The sequence below is a fragment of the Mesorhizobium sp. L103C119B0 genome (genome assembly GCF_000502235.1).
Lineage (GTDB): Bacteria > Pseudomonadota > Alphaproteobacteria > Rhizobiales > Rhizobiaceae > Mesorhizobium.
In genome coordinates, this window is sequence record NZ_AYXE01000028.1 from 13,680 (window position 1) to 33,655 (window position 19,976).

Genomic DNA, 19,976 nt, shown 5'->3' on the forward strand with positions numbered 1-19,976 from the left:
AGCTTTGATCAGATCAGTCGTGCGCGGCACCGGTGCTGCGCTGCCCCGCCGCATCATGAAGAATGCCGATTTCGAAGGCATGGTCGAGACCTCGGACGAGTGGATCGCCCAGCGAACCGGCATCCGCCAGCGCCATATCGCCGCCGATGACGAGACGACGGCATCCCTGGGCGAGGCGGCGGCGCGCGCAGCGCTCGACAATGCTGGTCTTTCGCCTGCCGACATTGATCTGATCGTGCTGGCGACCTCGACACCCAACAACACCTTTCCGGCGACCGCCGTCGAGATCCAGAACCGGCTCGGCATGCATCACGGCTTTGCCTTCGACCTGCAGGCGGTGTGCTCGGGCTTCGTCTATGCGGTGACCACCGCCGACCTCTACATCAGAGGCGGCCTCGCCAAGCGCGTGCTGGTGATCGGCGCGGAGACCTTTTCGCGCATCCTCGACTGGAGCGACCGCTCGACCTGCGTGTTGTTCGGCGACGGCGCCGGCGCGCTGGTGCTGGAAGCGGATGAGGGCACTGGCGGCATTGCCGACCGTGGCGTGCTGGCGATGAGCCTGCGCTCCGACGGCGCCCACAAGGACAAGCTTTTCGTCGATGGCGGTCCCTCGACCACCGGCACCGTCGGCCATCTCAGGATGGAAGGCCGCGAGGTGTTCAAGCACGCCGTCGGCATGATCACCGACGTCATCGAGGCGACGTTTTCGCAGGCCGGCATAACCGCCGACGACCTCGACTGGTTCGTGCCGCATCAGGCCAATAAACGCATTATTGACGCTTCGGCCAAGAAGCTCGGGATTGCTGAGCAAAAGGTGGTGGTCACCGTCGATTTGCACGGTAACACCTCCGCTGCTTCCGTGCCGCTGGCGCTTTCGGTGGCCGTCGCCGACGGTCGCATCAAGAAGGGTGATCTCGTGCTCCTGGAAGCGATGGGCGGCGGCTTCACCTGGGGCGCGGTTCTCGTTCGCTGGTAAGTGCCGAACGGTCCGGTTTCGGTCCTTGACCTTGCCGGATCAATTACTTAGGCTCTGCCTTTACCTGTATCGATTTATGTTTTTTGAACTGATGGGACGGTCGCATGGGGGGAAAGACACTTACGCGCGCCGACCTTGCCGAAGCTGTTTACCGTAAGGTCGGCTTGTCACGCACTGAATCGGCAGAACTCGTCGAAGCGGTGCTGGACGAAATCTGTGAAGCCATCGTACGCGGCGAGACGGTGAAGCTGTCGTCCTTCGCCACCTTCCACGTCCGTTCCAAGAACGAACGCATCGGCCGCAATCCCAAGACCGGCGAGGAAGTGCCGATCCTGCCGCGCCGGGTGATGACCTTCAAGTCGTCGAACGTGCTGAAAAGCCGTATCCTGCGCTCGCACCAGAACAGCAAGGCCAAGGGCGGCAAATAGGTTCTGCCGCAGGCTTCGGTTGAAAACGCCGGGCCGTTTTGACGCCGGGCTTGAATATTGTTTCATAAACCGCTGAAATGATACCCGATTCGGCAGACTGGGCCGGATCGCCGTCCAGCGTGAGGATTTCGCCCATGGACAAGAGCCCCGACGCTTTCCGCACCATCAGCGAGGTCGCGGAGGATCTCGATCTGCCGCAGCACGTGCTGCGCTTCTGGGAAACCCGTTTCAACCAGATCAAGCCGATGAAGCGCGGCGGCGGCCGCCGCTACTACCGGCCACAGGATGTCGAACTGATCAAGGGCATCCGCCACATGCTCTACGACCAGGGTTACACGATCAAGGGCGTGCAGAAACTGCTGCGCGAGAACGGCAACCATTTCCTGGTCGCCATCGGCAATGGCGACATGGCTGCCGTCGAAGCGATCTCGCAGCGCAGGCAGGCCGATCAGGTGCCGCTGACGCCAGCCGCCCAGCCGCGCGGCATGGATGACGAGATGCTGGTCGGCCAGCCCAAGGTAAAACCCAGCCGCCGCTTTTTCGGCCTGGGCAAGACCGAGGAGGAAGGTCCGGTCCAGCCCGGCGCATCGAAACTGTCGCGCGACAACCGGGCCTTGCTGCAGGAGGCGCTGTTTGACCTCCTGGAGTGCAAGCGCCTGCTCGACCAGGTGCGCTAACCTTTCCGCTGCCTCGGGCAAGCAGACCGGAACCGGTTCTGCGGCCATGCGTTTGGCCTTCTCTCAAAAAGAAGGAAAACAATCATGGCATCGCTTTCGACCCTCTCCGATCTCGATCTCGAAAAGCAGGTCGCGACCCTTTCCAAAGAGCTCGCCGCCTTGCGCAAAGTCGTGGCCAAACGCGGCGGTGCTTACTACGAGGACGGGCGCGATGCCGCTTCGGACTATTATGGGCAGCTTGCCGACCTTGTCAGCGATGCGCTGCCGGCGATCAGGAAGCAGGGCAGGGCGATCGAAAAGACGGCGCGCGATCGTCCGGCAACAGCCGCTGCTGTTGGGTTGGTCGTGGTCGGCCTTCTCGCCAGCTTGTTGCTCAGCCGGCGCTAAAACAATTCACGAAAACAAAAAGAAAATGGCGGCCGTCCCGCGGACGACCGCCATTTCCCTGATCTGCGGCCGATTACTTGGCGAGCTTGATCTTGGCCTGCGGTGAAACCTGCGCGGTCTGGCTGCACTTGCCATAGACAGTGCCATTCTTGTCCGTGGCGTCGGTATAGGTGCCTTTGCACTCGATCGAGAGCACCAGGCAATGACCGGAGCCCTTGCAAACCGCGCCGCCGTCGCCCGTGGGATGCGTGCCGTTGGCGAAAGCCGAGGTCGGAACGGAAGCCGAACCGAAGGCCGAGACGATGAGGGCCGCGGCGAGCGTGATGCGCTTGAAGTTGGTCATTTGAGCATTTCCTTCTCTGGATCGAGGATCGCCACCATGGCGTCCTTCTGTGTTGGGATCGCCTTCTCGGCGTCCATGCCGGTTAGTGCGGCCTCCAAAGCAAAGGTTCATGCGTGGTTCGAATTTTCTTCGCGTTTTTTCGCGACGTCGATTTTTAGCCTTCGCCAACGGACGGCGCCTGGCGGGGCCGGCATCGATCATGCATTTTCGCGTGAAGGCCGCTGAGGTAGCGGCGCGGCATCCCATGCGAAGGTCACACCGTGGCGTGCCCAAATGGCCGGCCAAGACCGAGTCCGCGCCCGGCTCTTGTCAGGTGGCGGCAGCAGTCATTGCCGCCACTTGGCACCGCGCTTTCTGCCACTCCCGGCTGCGACTATAACGCCAGTCCAAAGGTACCGGCGGAGGAGACGGGCGTGGTCGCAAATTACATCGACGAGTTCATCATGTTCTGCGCTGGGCTGTGGATGACAGGCGTTGGTTTTGGGCTGCTCCAAAGTCCTTTTCAGGCCCAGAAAGGTCAGCAGCCATGGTGGCTGCAGGTCGCGAAGCATTTCAAATGGATGGGACCGCTTTTGATTTTGATCGCAATAGTGCTCGCGTTCGCGGCGCCGTCCTAGCGGGTTCCGACAGCATTGAGAGACCCGAGGTGTCCTGCAACTGGCAACCGCTGTGTTGTCGGCCTTGCGCCTGATACGTTGGTTGGGGTGCGCTGTGGTTGCTCGCGATCTGGCGCATCGGCGCCATCGAATCCTGCCTTCAGCTTTTCCACGTGTCGCCTGGCAAAAACCAACGGGAAGGCGGCCTTGGCGAGGACTCCAGGGCCAGCCTTCCCGTTGGGCAAGTCGGCCGTGTCAGGCCTTCTTGGCCTCCACCTTGTGGTGGTGGTGGTGGTGATGGTGACGGCGGTGATGCTTGTTGTGATGATGATGATGGTGATGCTTCTTGTGCAGCGATGCTGCGTCGGCGCTGCTGGCGCCGATGAGCGGCAGAGAGACAGCCAGGGCAAAAGCCAGCCCGAGAGCCGACAGGAGGGACTTCTTCATGACTTCGTTTCCTTTTCTGCGCGGGCTGAATTTGACCGTCACCGAGCAAGATCGGTCCCGGTGAACCCCGCAGTCATGACTATCGCCTCCGAACTTTTCGACAGTTTTTCCGGACTGTAGAATTTTGTTTCTGGATTGTGTATGGCGGCTTCGTCGGCAACTTACATCGGCGGAATGACGCCGTTGGTGCCGACAACGACCCGGCCCGCGGTCAGCTTGCCGTCGCTGCCGCGCTCGGCGTTGACGAACACCACAGCGCCAGGCTTGAGGTCGGCGGGCGTCGCCGGCGCGAAGGTCACCACCGGCGTCGTCTGCGGGATCGCGATCTGCTTTTTCTGGCCATTGTCGTAGGTCAGCGTCACCGTGCGACCTGCAATCTCGGTGACATCGGCGACCGTGCCGTTGGTCATCCGGCTGTTGGGCTCGAGATCCCACGGGCGGTCGCCTTCGCCGGCGCCCTTCAGCGCGGCCGGGAAGATCACCACCTCAAGCGCGCCGCTGCCGCCATCGGCCTTCGAAACAGAGGCAATGCCGAGGAAATCGCCTTGCTTGATATCCCCGGCATCCGCCTTGGCGACGCCGGAAATCTTCCACCCTTCAGCCAGCGCGATGGCGTCGGTAGCGCCTTCGCGGGTCTTCACCGTCAGCGTCGCTCCGGCAAAGGCGGTCACCGTGCCGCGAATGCGCACGGCCTCGGCGGCCTGCGCCGCGACCATGCTCGCGCCAGCGAGGCCTGAAATCGTGGCGAGCACGATGGCTGATGTCTTGAATGTCATGGATCTGATCCTCTTGGGAAAAGCTGGCCCGATGCGGCTGCCAGCAACATCAGGCTAACGCGCGAGCGGCGCAAAACCGCTGAACACTTCGGCGTTCGGCCCTTCAAAAGAACTTGATTGGGAGATCGGGGCGGAGATCCTATATGTGCCCTGGCGCCTGCGGTTTTGACGCCGGTTCACGATGCTGTGACGGTCGGTTTGGGCCTTGGCAAATCGCCGTCAAGCGGGCATTGTCCCGGCTCTCAGGCAACACCCTATCATTTGATCCAAAACTCTTTAGCCCCATGGAGTTGCCAATGCCCCAAACTGCAAAACACGAACCCTTCTCCAGGCTGGCGGCCGACGTTGCGCTCGAGCACCCCGGCCTCAAAGCCATCCGGGAGACAAAGGGATACAGTATTGAAGAGCTTTCCCTGACCTGCGGTCTGTCGACCAGCGAGATTGCCGACATAGAGAGCGGCAAGGACACCGATCCGACGAAACTTCGCCGGATCGCCGCAGCATTGCAATTGCCGGAAACGGCCCTGATCGATGCCCCGGCGCCCACGGCGCCTGTGGAAAACCGGTCCGTTTCATAAACAACGGCCAAGCGTCGTTCAACAAGCCCGCCATGGTTTGCCCTGGCGGGCTTGTTGCATTCGCCCAACGGCGAATGTCACTTCTTGCTCGGATCGTCCGCCGGGTTGACGTAGGTGATCGCGAACGGCCCCTCGCCATGAACCTGGACGATCGTAGCGCTTGTCGTCCAGGCGTAATGGTTCATTCCCTGTGGGGCTACGCCGAAGCCGCCGGCGGTCAGTTCGATGCCCTTGGTCTCGTCGAGCTTGTCGCCCATGCCGATATGAAAATTGCCGGAAATCACCGTCACATATTCCGAGGTGGGATGGTTGTGCGCGGCAATCCTGTAGCCGGCCGGCAGCTTCAACCGCAGCACGTAGATGCCATCCTTCGAGGGGTCCCCGGCGATGACAGCCATGTCCGCGCCGGCGGGCAAGACAGCAGGAGCAGGGCCCCATTTGATGGCGTCCGCGTTTATCGGCATGTCGTCGGCAAGCAGCGGCGCCGTCCCGATAAGCAGCAGCGCCAGAGCCGAGGCGAGCTTGAGCATGATGATCTCTCCGGTTGGTCGTGGGAGCACAGCATCAGCGCCGGCCCTGATCCATTGCGACCTACCAATGCAGCAGCCCGAACACATCTCCCGCACGGGGGATGCGCCTTGTGTTGCTGACATGCGGCGCGACCCGCCCGGCCTGGTACCGCTGCAGCCGTCGAGGGGCGGGGAGGTTGCCGCCGACCGAGCGTGAAGCTATCCAGTGTGAACGCTAACCGTTTTCGAATGGGACAATGCCGAGATGAGCCTTGAATCCGTGCGCGCCTTCCTGGCTGCCCATGCGCCCGATGTCGAAGTGCTCGTCACCGAAGCGAGTTCCGCGACGGTGGCGCTGGCGGCTGAGGCGCATGGCGTGGAGCCGGCGCAGATCGCCAAGACCATCTGCCTGCGCGTCGGCGGTGAGACCATGCTGATCGTGGCCGGCGGCATGTCGAGGCTCGACAACCGCAAATTCAAGGACCGTTTCGGCGGCAAGCCGCGCATGCTTGACGCCGACGAGGTTGTCGCGATTACCAGCCATCCCGTCGGCGGCGTCTGCCCATTCGGCCTGCCGGCGCCGCTGCCAATCTATTGCGACGTCTCGCTGCGCGCCTTCGATGAAGTCGTGCCCGCGGCCGGCGCCACCAACGCCGCTGTAAGGCTCAGCCCGCAGCGCATGGCACAGATTGTCGGCGCCGAATGGGTTGATGTGTGCCAGTAGCGAATCGTCGGCTGATTTCAGCAGGAGATTTCTGGGAGCAAAACGACTGCGAGCGCAGCTAGTAGAAGATTGAACGACCCATTATACGTGGCGGAATGAACGACGTTTTTGGTTACATCGCCTATGGTGAGAACGAGCTTTACCATCGCGGCGCGCTGCTCAGCGCCCTCAAGCTTTTGCACCATTGCCCGACCGCCAGAATAACTGTCGCAACGGACAGGCCTGAACTCTTTCGCGGTTATCCCATTGAGACAATGCTTATAACGACCGAACAGAAAGATCAGTGGTCTTTCGGTGGAAGCTATCATTTCGGCATCAAGGCCGGGACGATGCGTGAGCTTTTGCGGCGAGCTGATCGGCTGCTTTTCATGGACACCGACATGTACCCGGTGGGTGACCCGTCGAAGGGCTTCCACTCGATTTCTGCGATCCACTCCATCATGCGCCTGTGCGAAGGGAAGCACCGCATCTATCAACGTGCGCTGCCGGGCAAGAACATCAGCATCGGCGGCCAGGTTTTGACCGGCCAGGAGCCGATGTGGAACAGCGGCGTCGTTGGAATTCACCGAGAAAGCCTCAGTGCTATGGTTGACGCTTTCGCCGCTATCAAGGTGGTTCATGAGGTGACCGACACATGGGCGCCGAAGCAGTTTTGCCTCGGGGTAGCCCTTTCTCAAAATGGCCGAACCATCAGCCCGCATCGCCTGCCGATCCGGCACTACAACACCCGAGGCAAAAAGCAGTTCGCTGAGCCGCGCGTACATGCGTTCTTTAACGCTTACGGCTCGGTGCCAGTCGGCCAGCAGGTTGCAAAGGCCGGTAGATATCGTCTGTGGCGGACGCCCTTGGATTTGTGGCATCAGAAGCATAGGAAGTCACTGTGACGGGGTGGCTATGCATGAGGAATCCGTTTCGATCCAGGCTGCCCTCAAGCGTGATCCTCGGACGTCACACCTATGGGGTGAGCCGGAGGAAGGTGTTTGGAACGTCTGCCGCCACTCCGTTGACCATAGGGGCGTTCTGTTCGGTGGCCGGCAATGTCAGCTTTGAGTGTTCGGGGGGAAGTCACACGCCCTGGGCTGCAACCACATTCCCGATCCATAGCCGCTTGATGGAATCAGTTGATCCCACTGAGCACGGTGGCGAACCCGTGGGCATCACCATTGCCAATGATGTTTGGATCGGCCGCGATGCGCTGATCATGCCAGGCATTCACATCGCCGATGGCGCCATTGTCGCGGCCGGGGCCGTCGTCACCAGGGATGTGCCGCCATACGCCATCGTCGGCGGGGTCCCGGCCAAGCTCATCCGCTATCGCTTTTCAGATGATGTCATTGGGAAGTTGCTGGCGATCCGGTGGTGGGAATGGAGCGACGAGAAGATCAAGCAGGAGGCTGCTTTTCTTACCGGCCCGATCGAATTTTTCTTGGAGCGACATGCCGGTGCGACACCGTAAGAACGCATCTTGCTGGTCGCTGCAGTGGGGCTGAGAAATTGCATGGCCACTTGGGGGAAGCAGCTAGTCGCCTGTGTTGTTTGGTCGGAGTGGCCGGATTCGAACCGACGACCCCTTGACCCCCAGTCAAGTGCGCTACCGGGCTGCGCTACACTCCGGACCGCGCAAAGCCTTATATTTTCGAGAGTTGTGGCGCAAGGGCTAAAACGGCGCATGTGAACGAGCCGAACGAATATCACCTCGCTTGGCGACACCGTGCGGAATCGCGGCGGCTCTGCGGATAGCTGAGAAAGTGGGACGCACCCAAATATCCAGGCAAACGTTCAACAGTGAGCACCAACATCCAACTTGTCGATGAAGCACCAAGGGGATATGGCTCGCGCTCGAGCGACGAGAAAGGATTGGACGTGAACTCCTGCTTTTTTCTTGCGGCTGACGGGGGCTATTTTCCGTATGCATGCTTGACAGCGCGCAGAATATTGGACGTCTCGGCGGCGACGACGCCAGGCTTCATTCTTTACGTTGGCGCAGGCGACGATGACATGCGGGTGGCGCGGCGCCTGCTCAAGGGTCAAGTCGAACTGGTCGACGTTTCGTCGTTCATGGAGAAGGTGAGATCCGGATTTCGCGACAGCGGCATTGCCGCGTTCATTCGACTGTTTGCGGACCAGATACCTGAATTCGAAGCTTATGATCGTATCGCGTACACGGACTGCGACGTGTTGTTCAACCGAGACATTGGCGACCTGACAGGCCAGAAGCTTCAGGCCCCGCTGCTGGCGGCCCACGATGATTATATGTATTTCCTGCCGACCTATCGGCAGAAGCTCTCGATGCAGCCGGGAGCTCCGTACTTCAATTCGGGCGTGCTGCTGTTTGACATGATATCTGTGCGTGCCCAATCGCTTTTGGAGCATACCCGTCAAGTCGCCATTGAGAAAAAGCTGAACGACCAGAACGCGCTAAACATCGCTTTCGAAGGCAAGTGGCAGACGATGCATCCGAACTGGAATTTGATGTCCAACTACACGAAAGAGTATCGATTCTCTCAGGCATACGCCCGGCATTTTTCAGGCAGCAAGCCATGGGGAGGCCAGGTCGGCGTAGAGCTCGACGCCTTGGCGGTCTATCGCGACCTTGCGAAGGACACGCCTTGGCTTCAACGCTTTCGTCAACGCATTCCATTCGAGCGGGGCGTGCTGAAGAGGCTGGGGCGCCGGATCGATGCCGCTCGGGGGCTTCTGCTCAACGATAAGAGAAAAAAACGGCGGGCTTACTATGATGGCCGCAAGACCCACAAGATCTATGCGGAGCAAGCTGATTCCGGGGCCCTGGCCGTCAGTTTCCCAGAAGTACTGGGAGGGTTCGCTTGAGCCGCTACGACGGGCCACAGTCAACGGGCGGGCATTGTAGCATGCAACAGAGATCATGTTTCTTTTTTGCTGCCGACCAAAAATTCTTCCCCTTTGCCTGTCTGGCGGCTCGCCGCGTCCTGGATGTTTCGGCACCGGTCGACGGCTTTATCCTGCACACTGGCATGATCTCCGCCGAAGACCGGTCTGCCGGTGAGCGTTTGCTCGATGGGAGGATCGGCATCATCGACGTGACGAAATTCATGGAGGCGACGAACTTCAACCGTGGAACGCATCCCACCCTTGCGACCTACATCAGGCTGTTTGCCGATCAATTGCCTGAATTCGAGCCATACGACCGCATCGCCTATTCAGACGCCGACGTGCTTTTCAACCGATCGATAGCCGATCTCTGCAACACCCCGCTCAATGCACCGTTGCTGGCGGCTCACGACGAGCAGAGTTACTTCGATGCAAAGTACAGGCAACATCTGCCGATGCAGCCTGGAGCGCCGAAATTCAACGCCGGCGTTCTTCTCTTCAACATGCCCCTGCTCAGGGCTGAGGGGCTTCTGGAGCGCACGCGGCAGCTGGCGTCCGAGCATGTCTACGGAATGGATCAGGGCGCATTGAACGTGGCCTTCGAAGGCCGATGGCAGACGATGCACCCGTTCTGGAACGTGATGACCAACTACAGCAGCCAGATCCCTTTCAGCAGGTGCTATGCGCGGCACTTCGCGTGGGGCAAACCTTGGGAGCCTCGGCCAGCCGGTGTCGAGGTCGACGCCATGGCTGTCTATCGCGACCTGGCGAAAGGCACCCCCTGGGCCGGACGTTTCAGCCGCAGCTGGCCGTTCAAGAGAGGGTTGATGAAGAATTTTGGCCGCAAGTTCGATGCCATCAGCGGCATCTTGTTGAACGACGAGAAGCGCAAACGCAGGGCGCGGTTCGACGCCGAAAAGGTCAGCGCCATCTTTGCCGATCACGCCAACAAATCGATGCTGGCAGTGCGGTATCCCGAGCGGGTGACCGGTATCGCGAGATAGACGAATCGTCGGTTCCGAAGGCGAAGTCATCCGAACTCGGCGGCTTTCCCATCGGTTCGGATTGCGGCCACCGCCCGCAACCCGCGCTGATGCCTGTATTCCAGCGCGATCGCGCCCCAGATTAGGCCGAGCAGCAGGTAGACATGGCGCCAGTGGTCGATGTCGATGAAGGTGCCGAGCCCGATATTGCCGATGAAAGCGACGTAGGCGCAGAGCAGATAGGGCTGCCACGGCCGGTCGCGCAAAAGAATGCGGAAGCCGGCGGCGATCGTCCACAGCGTCAGCGACAGGAACGAGACGAAGCCGAGCCAGCCATAATCCATCAACGTCTTCAGCCAGATGTCGTGCGTGTCTTCGCCGAAAATGGTGCCGAACACCAGCGGGCCGATGCCGAGCGGATGTTCGAGCACCATCTGAAAGCCGATCGTGTAGCGGGCGAAACGGCCAAGGCGCGCCGTGTCGTAGCTCTGTTCGAGCTGGGCGCGGCTGGAAAACATCTCGCCGACGCCGGGCAGCTGCAGGATGACGATCATGGCGACCACCAGCAGGGTGACGGCGGCAATGGTCATGACGATGACGCGCAGCCGGAACTTGCCGCTGTTGCTTTGCAGGAACAGGACGCCGGTGAGCAGGATGGCCGAGACGGCGAACATGCCCCAGGCGCCGCGCGAGAACGAAAAGAAGATGCCGGCGGTGATGATCAGCAGCGGCACCGCCAGAAGCGGCATGCGTGCGATCGACCCGGTCAACAGGAGATAGAGCAGGTAGATGCCGGGCAGCACCAGGAACGGCCCGAACACGTTCGGATCCTGGAAGGCGCCCTGGGCGCGGTCGTATCTGGTGAAGATTTCAGCGCCCGGGAAAGCGTGGAAATAGCCGGCAATGCCGAGCAGCGAGGTCACCACCGCGGAGACGACATAGGCGATGAAGATCAGCCGGTAGAGGCCGGGCTGCACCGCCGTCACCGACGAGAAGAACACCGCGGTGAACGCGAGAAACAGCGAGACGGCGAGATAGAGCGGTGTGTTGGCGAGATCGGCCATCTGCGTCATGGCAATCATGCCGCCGATGTTCATCGTGATCAGCAGCACGAGCAGCGGCACGGCGGCGCGCGATATGCGCAGGCCAAACAGCACCCACACCCCGATCAGCCCGAGCATGAAAAGATCGTAGGGCGCCGGTTCGTCGATGACGAAGCCTGACAGGAAGACGCCGAAAAACACCGCGCCCGAGGATATCAGCGCGATCAGCTTGGCATTGACCGCAGCCTGCGGCACATCATGGGAAATCGCGCTCAATAGGCGTTTTCCGTGTTGAGCAGCCGCAGCGGCGTCATGAGCAGGATGCGCAGATCGAACAGCATCGACCAGTTCTCGATGTAATAGAGGTCGTATTCCGTGCGCATGCGGATCTTCTCATTGGTGTCCATCTCGCCGCGCCAGCCATTGATCTGCGCCCAGCCGGTAACGCCGGGCTTGACCTTGTGGCGGGCGAAATAGCCGTCGACCACCTCGTTGTAGAGAAGGTTGTGCGACTGCGCGGCAATCGCATGCGGGCGCGGACCGACCAGTGACAGCGTGCCGAACAGCGAGTTGAAGAACTGCGGCAGCTCGTCGATCGAGCTCTTGCGGATGAAGCGGCCGACGCGGGTGACGCGCGGATCGTTCTNTGAAGAACTGCGGCAGCTCGTCGATCGAGCTCTTGCGGATGAAGCGGCCGACGCGGGTGACGCGCGGATCGTTCTTGGTCACCGTCTGCTTGGCGGTCGGGTCCGAGCGGTCGGTATACATGGAGCGGAATTTGTAGACTTCGACGATCTCGTTGTTGAAGCCGTGCCGCTTCTGCTTGAACAGCACCGGACCCTTGCTGTCGAGCTTGATGGCGATGGCCGTCGCCAGCATCACCGGTGAAAACAGGATGATGCCGATCAGCGAGAAGACGATGTCGAAGGCGCGCTTGGCGACCGAATCCCAGTCGTTGATCGGCCTGTCGAAGATATCGAGCATCGGCACCGAGCCGATGTAGGAATAGGCGCGCGGGCGAAACTGCAAAGCGTTCGAATGCGCCGAGAGCCGGATGTCGACCGGCAGCACCCAGAGCTTCTTCAGCAGCTGCAGCACGCGCGTTTCGGCAGTCAGCGGCAGCGACACGATCAGCATGTCGATGCGCGCGATGCGAGCGAATTCCATCAGCTCCGAAATGGTGCCGAGCTTGGGATAGCCGGCCACGATCGGCGGCGAGCGCTTGTCGCCGCGGTCATCGAAGATGCCGCAGATGCGGATGTCGTTGTCTGGCTGCTTCTCGACCGAGCGGATCAGCATCTCGGCCGCCTTGCCGCCGCCGACGATGACGGCGCGGCGTTCCATGCGGCCGTTGCGCGCCCAGCGCCGGATCAGCTTCGACATCACCAGCCTGAGGCCGAACAGCAGAAGCAGGCCGACGACAAACCAGGTGCCGAACAGCAGACGCGAATAATCCTCCGACATTTTCATGATGAAGGCCGTCAGCGCCATCAGCGCGAAGGTGCCGGCCCAGACCATCAGCACGCGGCCGAGATTGGAGATCGGTCGCATCAAGGCGGAGATCTGGTAGCAATCGCTGACGTCGAGCAGCACCACGGCCACGAATGACGCCGCGGCAATGGTCAGCGGATATTGCCAGGCGAGATAGTTGAAGAAGCCGACAAAGTGGAAGTAGAGCGCGAGCCCCGACAGGAACAGCAAGCCGAATTCGACGATGCGCAATACGCCGCTGACCATGACCGGCGACATCGTATCGCGCCGGTATTGCGAGGCGACCTGGCGGGCAACACTGTTCATGCCGCCGGGCGTGGGGCTCTCGGCAGGACTGTCGAATTTGCGCACCGCATCGGCCGAAAAGCGGCGCGTGGGGTCGGTCTCGTTCATCGGGTTCCCACAAGCTTCCGCGATGACGATAGCAGAAAGAGAGCTAAAAAAACCTTGAGACAACTTGTGGTTTTGGACGGTCGTCTATCTGTTGAGCGCGGCGAAATAGGCCTTTTCGATTTCGGCGGCCATCACATCGGCGCCGAATCGCGCCCTGAGGCTGGCCGTATCGGGCATGGCGCGCCGGTAGGCGTCGAGATCGCGCAGCGCTTCACCCATCTTGTCGCCGAGTTGGCGCGGATCGGGACGGATCAGGGCAGGGGATCCCTCCCCGAAGATTTCGGGAATGCCGCCGACGGCCGTGGCGATCATCGGCCTGCCGGCCGCCAGCGTCTCCAGCACGATATAGGGCATGGCTTCCGCGCGGGAGGGGACGACGACCAGATCGGCCAGCGAAAATGCCTCCCTGGCCGGCATCGGCGGCAAGAAGCGGACCTGTTTTCCGAGGCCCAGCCGTTTCACCTGCGCATGGTAGCGCGGCAGGTCGTCGCCATCGCCGACCATGACCGCGGTCAAGCGGCGCTCTAGCTGGGACCCGGCCAGCACCAGCGCGTCGATGAAAATGTCAGGCCCTTTGAGGTCGCGCATCATGCCGATGTAGAGCAGGTCGGCCGCGTCGGGCTGTGCGACCACCGGTTCGAACTCGGCGGCGCGCAGGCCGTTATAGACCAGCGTGTTCGGGATAGGCGGTTCGCCGACCTTCCTGCGATAGGTGCGCCGCTCATAGTCGGAGACGAACAGCAGGCAGTCGGTGAAGCGCGCCATGAAGCGCTCGATCGCGAAGAACAGCTTCCCGGTCGTCGTCGTTTCATCATAGTGGAGGGAGCCGCCATGCGGCGAATAGAGGCGGGCTACGCGAGACCTAGATACCCGCAACAATGAGCCGAACAGACGGGCATAGGCGCCACCTTTGGCGCCATGTCCGTGCAACACGTCCGGCTGCAATTCCTTGATGATCCTGTAAGTGCGCCAGGCCGAGGCGAAGTCGCCCGGCCCGACATGGCGCTGCATCGGCGTGCGATGGATGCCGAGCGCCAGGCTGTCCTTCATCTGGTCGAACAGGCGTTCCTCGTATTCGCCGCCGGTGGTCGAATCGCAGACGATGCCGACAACATGTCCGGCGGCGAGCTGGGCCTCCGTCAGGTCGCGCACATGCCGGAAGATCCCGCCGACGGGTGAGCGAAAGCAGTGGACGATCCTGAGCTGGTCCGCCACGTTGATGTCAGAACAGGCGTTCGCGAACGTAGACCGTGTCGCCCGGCAGCAGCGGATCGGAGGTAACCACCCGGCCTGTCATCACCTTGCCGTTGATGTCGCGGGTGATGTCGACGCTTTCCTGGTTGGCGCGCGGCGAGAAACCGCCGGCAATCGCGATGGCCTTCTGCACGGTGAGGCCCGGCACGTAGGAATACTGGCCGGCGGCGCCCACTTCGCCCATGACGAAGATCGGCCGGTAGCGATCGATCTCGACCGACACGTCGGGGTCGCGCAGATAGCCTTGGCGCAGTTTGTCGGCGAGCGCTTTTTCCAGCTGCTGGGCCGTGTGGCCGCGCGCCGGCACCGCGCCGACCAGCGGGAAGGACATGTAGCCGGACTGATCGACACTGTAGGTGTTGGTCAGACCGTCCTGTTCGAACACGGTGACGCGGACACGGTCGCCGGCGCCGAGCCGATAGGGCTGGTCGAGTACCTCGTGGAAGGCCGCCGGCGTCGGCCGGTAGCTGGAGCAGCCGGCGAGCATCGACACGGCCAGCAGAGCGCGAAACAGACCAGCAGCGCTTTTCATGATCGGACACACACCTTCGTCGCTATGGCCGCCAGGACACGGCGGCAAACCTTAAGGATCTGGGTTCGTTATCATCCTGTTAGGGTTAATGGCCGGTAAAGGGACGCGGCCGATTTGGCGGCAATCGACAAAAAGCCGTATAGTTTTGCTGGCTTTGTTTACCGGATGTCAGCAAACCCTAACAGCTGCTTACCGCGATCTTAACGGCTGAGTTACCATAGTTGTTTACGCTACCATCTAGCCTCATGTCCGGAGCAGGAATGCATGTCTGACCAGTCCGCGGCCGCAGATGTCGATGTCGACCTGAGACAGCTCTTCGCCAGCCTGGCGCGGAACTGGCTGCGCATTCTTGTGATCACGCTTCTCGTCACTGGTCTCGCCTTCGCGTTCGCGTGGCTTGCCACGCCGCATTATAAGGCCACGACGCAGCTGAAAATCCAGTTGAGCGAATCGGCCTTTACGCGGCCTGCCGGCACCAATGAAGACGACAAACCTGTGCTCGATGCGGAAGGTGTAGCAACCGAGGTTCAGGTCATTTCCTCGTCCGACATTCTCAAGCAGGTGGCTGCCGACCTTAAGCTGGGCGACAAGCCCGAGTTCAACTATGCGCTCGGCATGTCGCCGGTCACCCGGCTCCTGGTCATTGCCGGGCTGAAGAGCGATCCGGAAGAAATTCCGCTCGAAGAGCGCGTGCTGACGAAGATGCGCGACAAGCTCAATGTTTATGGCGTGGAAAAGACCCGCGTCATCGCCGTCGAATTTTCCTCTGAAGATCCCCAGCTTGCCGCTGACATTCCGAACGCCATCGCCAAGGCCTACCTGGCCTATCAGGCGGACGCCAAGACCAAGTCGAACGCCGCCGCGACCGCCTTCCTCGGGCCGGAAATCGACGATCTGCAGAAGCAGGTCAGGGATGCAGAGGCCAAGGTCGCGGCCTTCCGCTCCGCTCAGTCGGACCTGTTGATGGCTGGCAACAATTCGGTGCTGGCGACACAGCAATTGTCCGAACTGTCGAGCGAGCTGTCGCGTGTGCGCGCCAGCCGCGCCTCGGCTGAGGCAACGGCCGAAAGGGTGCGCCAGGCCCTGCAGAATGGCGGTTCGCTGGACGCTGTACCCGAAGTGCTGTCTTCCGATCTGATCCAGCGGCTGCGCGAGCGTCAGATCGAGCTCAGAACCAACATCGCCGATCTTTCCACCACTTTGCTCGACAACCATCCGCGCCTGCGGGCGATGAGGTCGCAGCTAGCCGATCTCGACGGTCAGATCCGCAACGAGGCGCAAAAGATCATGCGCGGGTTGCTGACGCAGGCGCAGACCGCCCAGGCGCGCGAAAACCAGCTGATATCGGACGTCAACAAGCTGAAAGCGGCGTCGTCGCGCGCCGGCGAGGAGCAAGTCCAGCTGGATGCGCTGCAGCGTGAGGCGAACGTCCGGCGCCAGCAGCTTGAATCCTATATGGCGAGCTTCCGCGAAGTGTCCTCGCGCAAAAACTATCTGCCGGTCGATGCCAGCGTGTTTTCCGAGGCGCGCGTGCCGTCGGAACCCTATTTCCCCAAGCTCGTGCCGATCGTCGGCGCCGCCTTCGTCGGCTCGCTGGTTCTGATGTCGGTCATCACGCTGCTGCAGGAGCTGTTTTCGGGCCGCGCCATGCGTCCGGCCCCAGGGGCGCGCTTCGAGCGTATCGAGCAGGTTGCGATGCCGGCAATGTCGGCGCCGGTAGTCGACCCGGAACCGGCTCCTGAGGTCGTGGAAGTGGACGATCAGCCGACGACCATGGAGTCTGAACTGGCGCCAAAGCCCGAGCCGGCTCCTGCAGTGCAGGAGGACGCAGCGATCGCCGGTTCCGAACCGCAAGCCGAACCTGAACCTGTCCGCTCCAGCCTTGGCGAGATCGATGTCGAGAAGGCGGCGGAGAAGCTGATCGCCAGCGGTGCTGCGCGCGCCATCTTCGTCTCGCCCGAAGGCGATGAGGCCGCGGCCTCGGCAGTGCTGGTAGCGCGCGAAGTCTCCGACGCTGGCCTGCGCGTGCTGCTGCTCGATCTCACGGCGTCAGGTGCCGCCTCGCGGCCGATGCTGGACAGCGGACTTTTCCCCGGCATCACCAATCTGCTGGCTTCGGAAGCGCAGTTCAGCGACGTCGTTCACGCTGACCTCTATTCCGACTGCCATGTCGTTCCCGTCGGCACCGCCGATCCGGTTCGCGCCATGCGCGCCGCCGACCGGCTGCCGATCATCATGCAGTCGCTGACCACCGCCTATGATCTGGTCATTGTCGAATGCGGACCGGCCGATGCGCAAGGCATCAGCCGACTGGTCGGCGACAGCACTGAGGTCTTCATGTCCATGCTGCAGGCGGACGATGAGGTGGCGCAGGCCGCCGTCGAGCTGATCGAAAGCGGCTATCCCGACCTCACTCTGGTGACGCCGATCGGCCACGAGACGCCGGGTAACCCCGTGCCGGGACGACGTAGCGCCGCCTGAGACATCAGACAATTCGACTTAGGCGGCGCTACTACGGATCGGCTCGTCCATCGCCCGCCGGCTCCCAAAAAACCAAGCCTGTCAGTCGGCGCCGGGATCTACCCCAACTCCAGGGTCGTCACGCCAAATATTCGGCGCGAGTCGACCTTCGGAGGCGGGCCCTTGTACATGCGCGTGGTGGTGAAGGTCGGCCTGAAACCAATTGCTGAAAGCGCCGCGGTGAAATCGAAATTTTCGGCAGGAACGTCGATATGCAGGTCGACACCTTCGCATGCGGCAGCCAGACTGCCCATGAGCTGCATCGCCGTCTCGGTGTCGTCCGCAAACAGCGGGCCGATCTTGTAACCCGAACGGCAGGGACGAGCCACGGCGTAGCCTATGGTGCCGAGTGAACTGATCGCGGCGAACCCGCAATGCGGCGGCTGCGCCCAGCGGTGCAGGAAGGCTCGTCGAGGCGCGGGGAAACAGCGGGCGTCATAGGCGATGATGTCGGGCACGAGTTGCGTGGTTATCATGCGCACCCCTTCGCTTCGGACGGGCGGGGTCGCGATACGGCCGCTGAAGCGGATGGTTTCGTACGCCGAGCTGAATCCCGTGCGGCGATAATTCGCCAGCTGCGCGGCGACCCCGTCGAGGCCGACCGTTCGGCCGGCCAGCCTGGCCATGCCCGCATTCCAGACTGCTTTGCCATGGCCTTTGCCGCGCATGTCTGGTCGGCAGATGTAGAGACCGATGAAACCGAAGTTGCCGCCATAGGCGACAGCCGAGATGGCGGCGGTCATCTCGTTGTCGACAAAAGCGCCGATGAACCCTTCAGGATCGGTTGGCCGGAACGCGGCGGCATCATCAAGGCCAGGGTTCCAGCCTTCAGCCGCCGCCCAGTCGATGAGAACGGTCAGTTCCGGCGGAGACAATGCGCGGACGGTAGGCTTCATAGCGTTCACTCCGCGGCGACCACCCCCGGCGAGAAGGATTTCAGCACGCCGCGATAGGGCTTGGCCAGCGGACTGGCATAGGAGCCGCGCTTCGAGGTCGACAGGCCCAATGCGATCAGCGCCTCGGCCTGTTTGAGGGCGGCGCCGACGCCGTCGATGACGGGCAGGTCGAACTCTTGCTGCAGCCGGTGTGCCAGGTCGGCCATGCCGGCGCAGCCGAGCACGATGGCCTCGGCGCGGTCTTCCGCTATGGCGCGGGCGATCTCGGCGCGCAGTTTCTCGACAGCGCCGGAAGCAGCGTCTTCAAGCGAGAGTACGGGAATGTCGGCGGCGCGCACGCGGGCACGCCCGGCCATGCCGTAGCGGTGCACCAGCCCCTCGACAGGGACACGCGAGCGTTCGGTGGTCGTCACCACTGTGAAGCGCTGGGCAATGTAGGAGGCGACACTGAGTGCGGCCTCGCAGATGCCGATGACCGGAATAGAGGCCATGGCGCGTGCCGCATCCAGGCCGGTATCGTCGAAGCAGGCGATGATGGCGGCCTGAGCCCCGGCACGTTCGCCGGCGGCGATCTCCATCAAAAGGCCGGGCACGGCCAATGCCTCGTCATAATAGCCCTCGATCGAGGCAGGACCCATCGAGGAGGTGACCGCGATCACCTCGGTCCCGGCGCCGGCAACGGCGCGCGCCGCCGCCGCGATCGTCTCGGTCATGCTCGCCGTCGTGTTGGGGTTCACCACCAGTATCTGCACGATCAAACCCTGGCCCGCTTGCGGCCGACATAGAGGATGGCGCCCAGTGTGGCCAGGATCACCAGGAAGGAGAACACGGTGGTGACCGTGCCCAGCGCATAGAGCACCGGCGTCGTGACATTGGTGGTCATGCCGTAGATCTCGAGCGGCAGCGTGTTGAAGGTGCCCGACGTCATCAGCGTGCGGGCGAACTCGTCATAGGACAGCGTGAAGCCGAACAGGCCGACGCCGATCAGGCTCGGCGCGATCATCGGCAGCACGACATGGGCGAAGGTCTGCCAGGAGTTGGCGCCCAGGTCACGCGCTGCTTCCTCATAGGCGGGCGAGAAGCGGTTGAAGACGGCGAACATGATGAGCACGCCGAAGGGCAAGGTCCAGGTCAGGTGCGCGCCGAAGGCCGATGTGTACCAGGCCGGGCGGAAGCCGACCTGCTGGAAGACGACGCCGATGCCGAGCGAAATGATGATCGAGGGTACGACGAGGCTGGCGACCGCCAGGTAGAACAAAGCGGTGGCGCCACGAAATTTTTGCCGGAAAGCGAGCCCTGCCAACAGCGACACGACGACGGTGACGATCATCACCATGAGGCCGAGCACGAGCGAGCGCTTGAAGCTGCCGCCGAAATCGCCGACCGCCTGGCGCTCGAACAGATTGGCGAACCAGTGCAGCGACATGCCATTGAGCGGGAAGGTGAGGCCGCCGGTCTCGCCTTGGAAAGAAAGGATCAGGATCGCCGACAGCGGGCCATAGAGGAACAGCACGAACAGAGTGAAGAAGACCGCAAGCACATAGAATTCGAGGGTGCGTTTTTCGTGGCTCAC

Annotated in this window: 22 protein-coding genes, 1 tRNA gene and 1 pseudogene; 12 read left to right on the top strand and 12 right to left on the bottom strand. The window is 61.9% G+C overall.

From position 1 onward, the window contains the following. The first annotated feature begins 4 nt into the window (after nucleotides 1-4). The 4 genes from X728_RS138375 (at nucleotide 5) to X728_RS138360 (ending at nucleotide 2,468) form a co-directional block, all read left to right on the top strand. Entirely contained in the window at nucleotides 5-976 is a 972-nt protein-coding gene (locus X728_RS138375) for a beta-ketoacyl-ACP synthase III (RefSeq protein WP_023697439.1), read from the top strand. Between the two features lie 104 nt (nucleotides 977-1,080). Beyond that, nucleotides 1,081-1,404, top strand: a complete 324-nt coding sequence (locus X728_RS138370) for an integration host factor subunit alpha (RefSeq protein ID WP_006201891.1) — start codon at nucleotides 1,081-1,083, stop codon at nucleotides 1,402-1,404. A 134-nt stretch (nucleotides 1,405-1,538) separates the two neighbouring features. Continuing rightward, a complete protein-coding gene (locus tag X728_RS138365) occupies nucleotides 1,539-2,081 on the top strand; it encodes a MerR family transcriptional regulator (RefSeq protein ID WP_023669374.1) in 543 nt (180 codons plus the stop codon). Between the two features lie 84 nt (nucleotides 2,082-2,165). Next, nucleotides 2,166-2,468 (top strand): hypothetical protein, encoded by a 303-nt coding sequence (locus X728_RS138360; protein ID WP_023705060.1) that lies wholly within the window; start codon nucleotides 2,166-2,168, stop codon nucleotides 2,466-2,468. A 73-nt stretch (nucleotides 2,469-2,541) separates the two neighbouring features. On the opposite strand, the gene X728_RS138355 is transcribed toward X728_RS138360, so the two are convergent. Then, complete coding sequence (locus tag X728_RS138355; protein WP_023669376.1) at nucleotides 2,542-2,811, bottom strand: hypothetical protein; 270 nt, start codon at nucleotides 2,809-2,811, stop codon at nucleotides 2,542-2,544. A gap of 413 nt (nucleotides 2,812-3,224) precedes the next feature. Here X728_RS138355 and X728_RS138350 point away from each other — a divergent pair, with 413 nt between their 5' ends. Next, on the top strand, nucleotides 3,225-3,428 hold the full coding sequence (locus tag X728_RS138350) for a hypothetical protein (RefSeq protein WP_023669377.1): 204 nt from the start codon (nucleotides 3,225-3,227) through the stop codon (nucleotides 3,426-3,428). A 234-nt stretch (nucleotides 3,429-3,662) separates the two neighbouring features. Here X728_RS138350 and X728_RS1000000169690 read toward each other — a convergent pair whose 3' ends face one another. Beyond that, the gene (locus tag X728_RS1000000169690; protein ID WP_081732515.1) at nucleotides 3,663-3,854 is read right to left on the bottom strand and encodes a hypothetical protein; all 192 of its coding nucleotides are present in this window, start codon (nucleotides 3,852-3,854) and stop codon (nucleotides 3,663-3,665) included. Nucleotides 3,855-4,015: 161 nt separating this feature from the next. After that, complete coding sequence (locus tag X728_RS138345) at nucleotides 4,016-4,630, bottom strand: hypothetical protein (protein ID WP_023669379.1); 615 nt, start codon at nucleotides 4,628-4,630, stop codon at nucleotides 4,016-4,018. Between the two features lie 296 nt (nucleotides 4,631-4,926). On the opposite strand from X728_RS138345, the gene X728_RS138340 reads away from it, so the two are divergent. Continuing rightward, entirely contained in the window at nucleotides 4,927-5,208 is a 282-nt protein-coding gene (locus X728_RS138340) for a helix-turn-helix transcriptional regulator (RefSeq protein ID WP_023689492.1), read from the top strand. Nucleotides 5,209-5,285: 77 nt separating this feature from the next. On the opposite strand, the gene X728_RS138335 is transcribed toward X728_RS138340, so the two are convergent. After that, on the bottom strand, nucleotides 5,286-5,738 hold the full coding sequence (locus X728_RS138335; protein WP_023730864.1) for a cupin domain-containing protein: 453 nt from the start codon (nucleotides 5,736-5,738) through the stop codon (nucleotides 5,286-5,288). 244 nt (nucleotides 5,739-5,982) lie between these two features. On the opposite strand from X728_RS138335, the gene X728_RS138330 reads away from it, so the two are divergent. From X728_RS138330 to X728_RS1000000171870, 3 genes are all read left to right on the top strand, one after another. Further along, on the top strand, nucleotides 5,983-6,441 hold the full coding sequence (locus X728_RS138330) for a YbaK/EbsC family protein (RefSeq protein WP_023833086.1): 459 nt from the start codon (nucleotides 5,983-5,985) through the stop codon (nucleotides 6,439-6,441). Nucleotides 6,442-6,536: 95 nt separating this feature from the next. Beyond that, nucleotides 6,537-7,325 carry a hypothetical protein gene (locus X728_RS138325; protein WP_023833087.1) on the top strand — a complete coding sequence of 263 codons (789 nt, stop codon included), beginning with the start codon at nucleotides 6,537-6,539 and terminating at the stop codon, nucleotides 7,323-7,325. A gap of 266 nt (nucleotides 7,326-7,591) precedes the next feature. Next, a complete protein-coding gene (locus tag X728_RS1000000171870; protein WP_050587086.1) occupies nucleotides 7,592-7,897 on the top strand; it encodes a CatB-related O-acetyltransferase in 306 nt (101 codons plus the stop codon). A gap of 81 nt (nucleotides 7,898-7,978) precedes the next feature. Here X728_RS1000000171870 and X728_RS138315 read toward each other — a convergent pair. Then, nucleotides 7,979-8,055 (bottom strand) — tRNA-Pro (locus X728_RS138315). A 171-nt stretch (nucleotides 8,056-8,226) separates the two neighbouring features. Here X728_RS138315 and X728_RS1000000168005 point away from each other — a divergent pair. Further along, nucleotides 8,227-9,270 (top strand): glycosyltransferase, encoded by a 1,044-nt coding sequence (locus tag X728_RS1000000168005; protein WP_155924045.1) that lies wholly within the window; start codon nucleotides 8,227-8,229, stop codon nucleotides 9,268-9,270. Further along, a complete protein-coding gene (locus X728_RS138310; protein WP_155924046.1) occupies nucleotides 9,267-10,295 on the top strand; it encodes a glycosyltransferase in 1,029 nt (342 codons plus the stop codon). The genes X728_RS1000000168005 and X728_RS138310 overlap by 4 nt, the downstream gene beginning before the upstream one ends. Before the next feature lie 26 nt (nucleotides 10,296-10,321). Here X728_RS138310 and X728_RS138305 read toward each other — a convergent pair whose 3' ends face one another. From X728_RS138305 to X728_RS138295, 4 genes and pseudogenes are all read right to left on the bottom strand, one after another. Then, nucleotides 10,322-11,593: an O-antigen ligase family protein gene (locus X728_RS138305; protein WP_023833090.1), complete on the bottom strand. Its 1,272-nt coding sequence runs from the start codon at nucleotides 11,591-11,593 to the stop codon at nucleotides 10,322-10,324. Beyond that, nucleotides 11,590-13,201, bottom strand: a pseudogene (locus tag X728_RS01000000167320) (sugar transferase). Before X728_RS01000000167320 ends, X728_RS138305 begins: the two are co-directional and overlap by 4 nt. 84 nt (nucleotides 13,202-13,285) lie before the next feature. Beyond that, on the bottom strand, nucleotides 13,286-14,416 hold the full coding sequence (locus tag X728_RS138300; RefSeq protein WP_023833091.1) for a glycosyltransferase: 1,131 nt from the start codon (nucleotides 14,414-14,416) through the stop codon (nucleotides 13,286-13,288). 7 nt (nucleotides 14,417-14,423) lie between these two features. After that, the gene (locus tag X728_RS138295; RefSeq protein WP_023669390.1) at nucleotides 14,424-14,987 is read right to left on the bottom strand and encodes a polysaccharide biosynthesis/export family protein; all 564 of its coding nucleotides are present in this window, start codon (nucleotides 14,985-14,987) and stop codon (nucleotides 14,424-14,426) included. A 264-nt stretch (nucleotides 14,988-15,251) separates the two neighbouring features. Between X728_RS138295 and X728_RS138290 the strand changes: the two genes are divergently transcribed. Continuing rightward, nucleotides 15,252-17,468 carry an exopolysaccharide transport family protein gene (locus X728_RS138290; protein ID WP_023833092.1) on the top strand — a complete coding sequence of 739 codons (2,217 nt, stop codon included), beginning with the start codon at nucleotides 15,252-15,254 and terminating at the stop codon, nucleotides 17,466-17,468. A 98-nt stretch (nucleotides 17,469-17,566) separates the two neighbouring features. Here X728_RS138290 and X728_RS138285 read toward each other — a convergent pair whose 3' ends face one another. Genes X728_RS138285 through X728_RS138275 form a run of 3 tightly spaced genes read right to left on the bottom strand, consistent with a single transcriptional unit; the run spans nucleotide 17,567 to nucleotide 19,976 of the window. Further along, nucleotides 17,567-18,403, bottom strand: coding sequence for a GNAT family N-acetyltransferase (locus tag X728_RS138285; RefSeq protein WP_023833093.1), 837 nt, complete (start codon nucleotides 18,401-18,403; stop codon nucleotides 17,567-17,569). Nucleotides 18,404-18,408: 5 nt separating this feature from the next. Then, complete coding sequence (locus X728_RS138280) at nucleotides 18,409-19,155, bottom strand: aspartate/glutamate racemase family protein (protein ID WP_023682327.1); 747 nt, start codon at nucleotides 19,153-19,155, stop codon at nucleotides 18,409-18,411. A gap of 2 nt (nucleotides 19,156-19,157) precedes the next feature. Next, nucleotides 19,158-19,976 (bottom strand): ABC transporter permease, encoded by an 819-nt coding sequence (locus tag X728_RS138275; RefSeq protein ID WP_023682326.1) that lies wholly within the window; start codon nucleotides 19,974-19,976, stop codon nucleotides 19,158-19,160.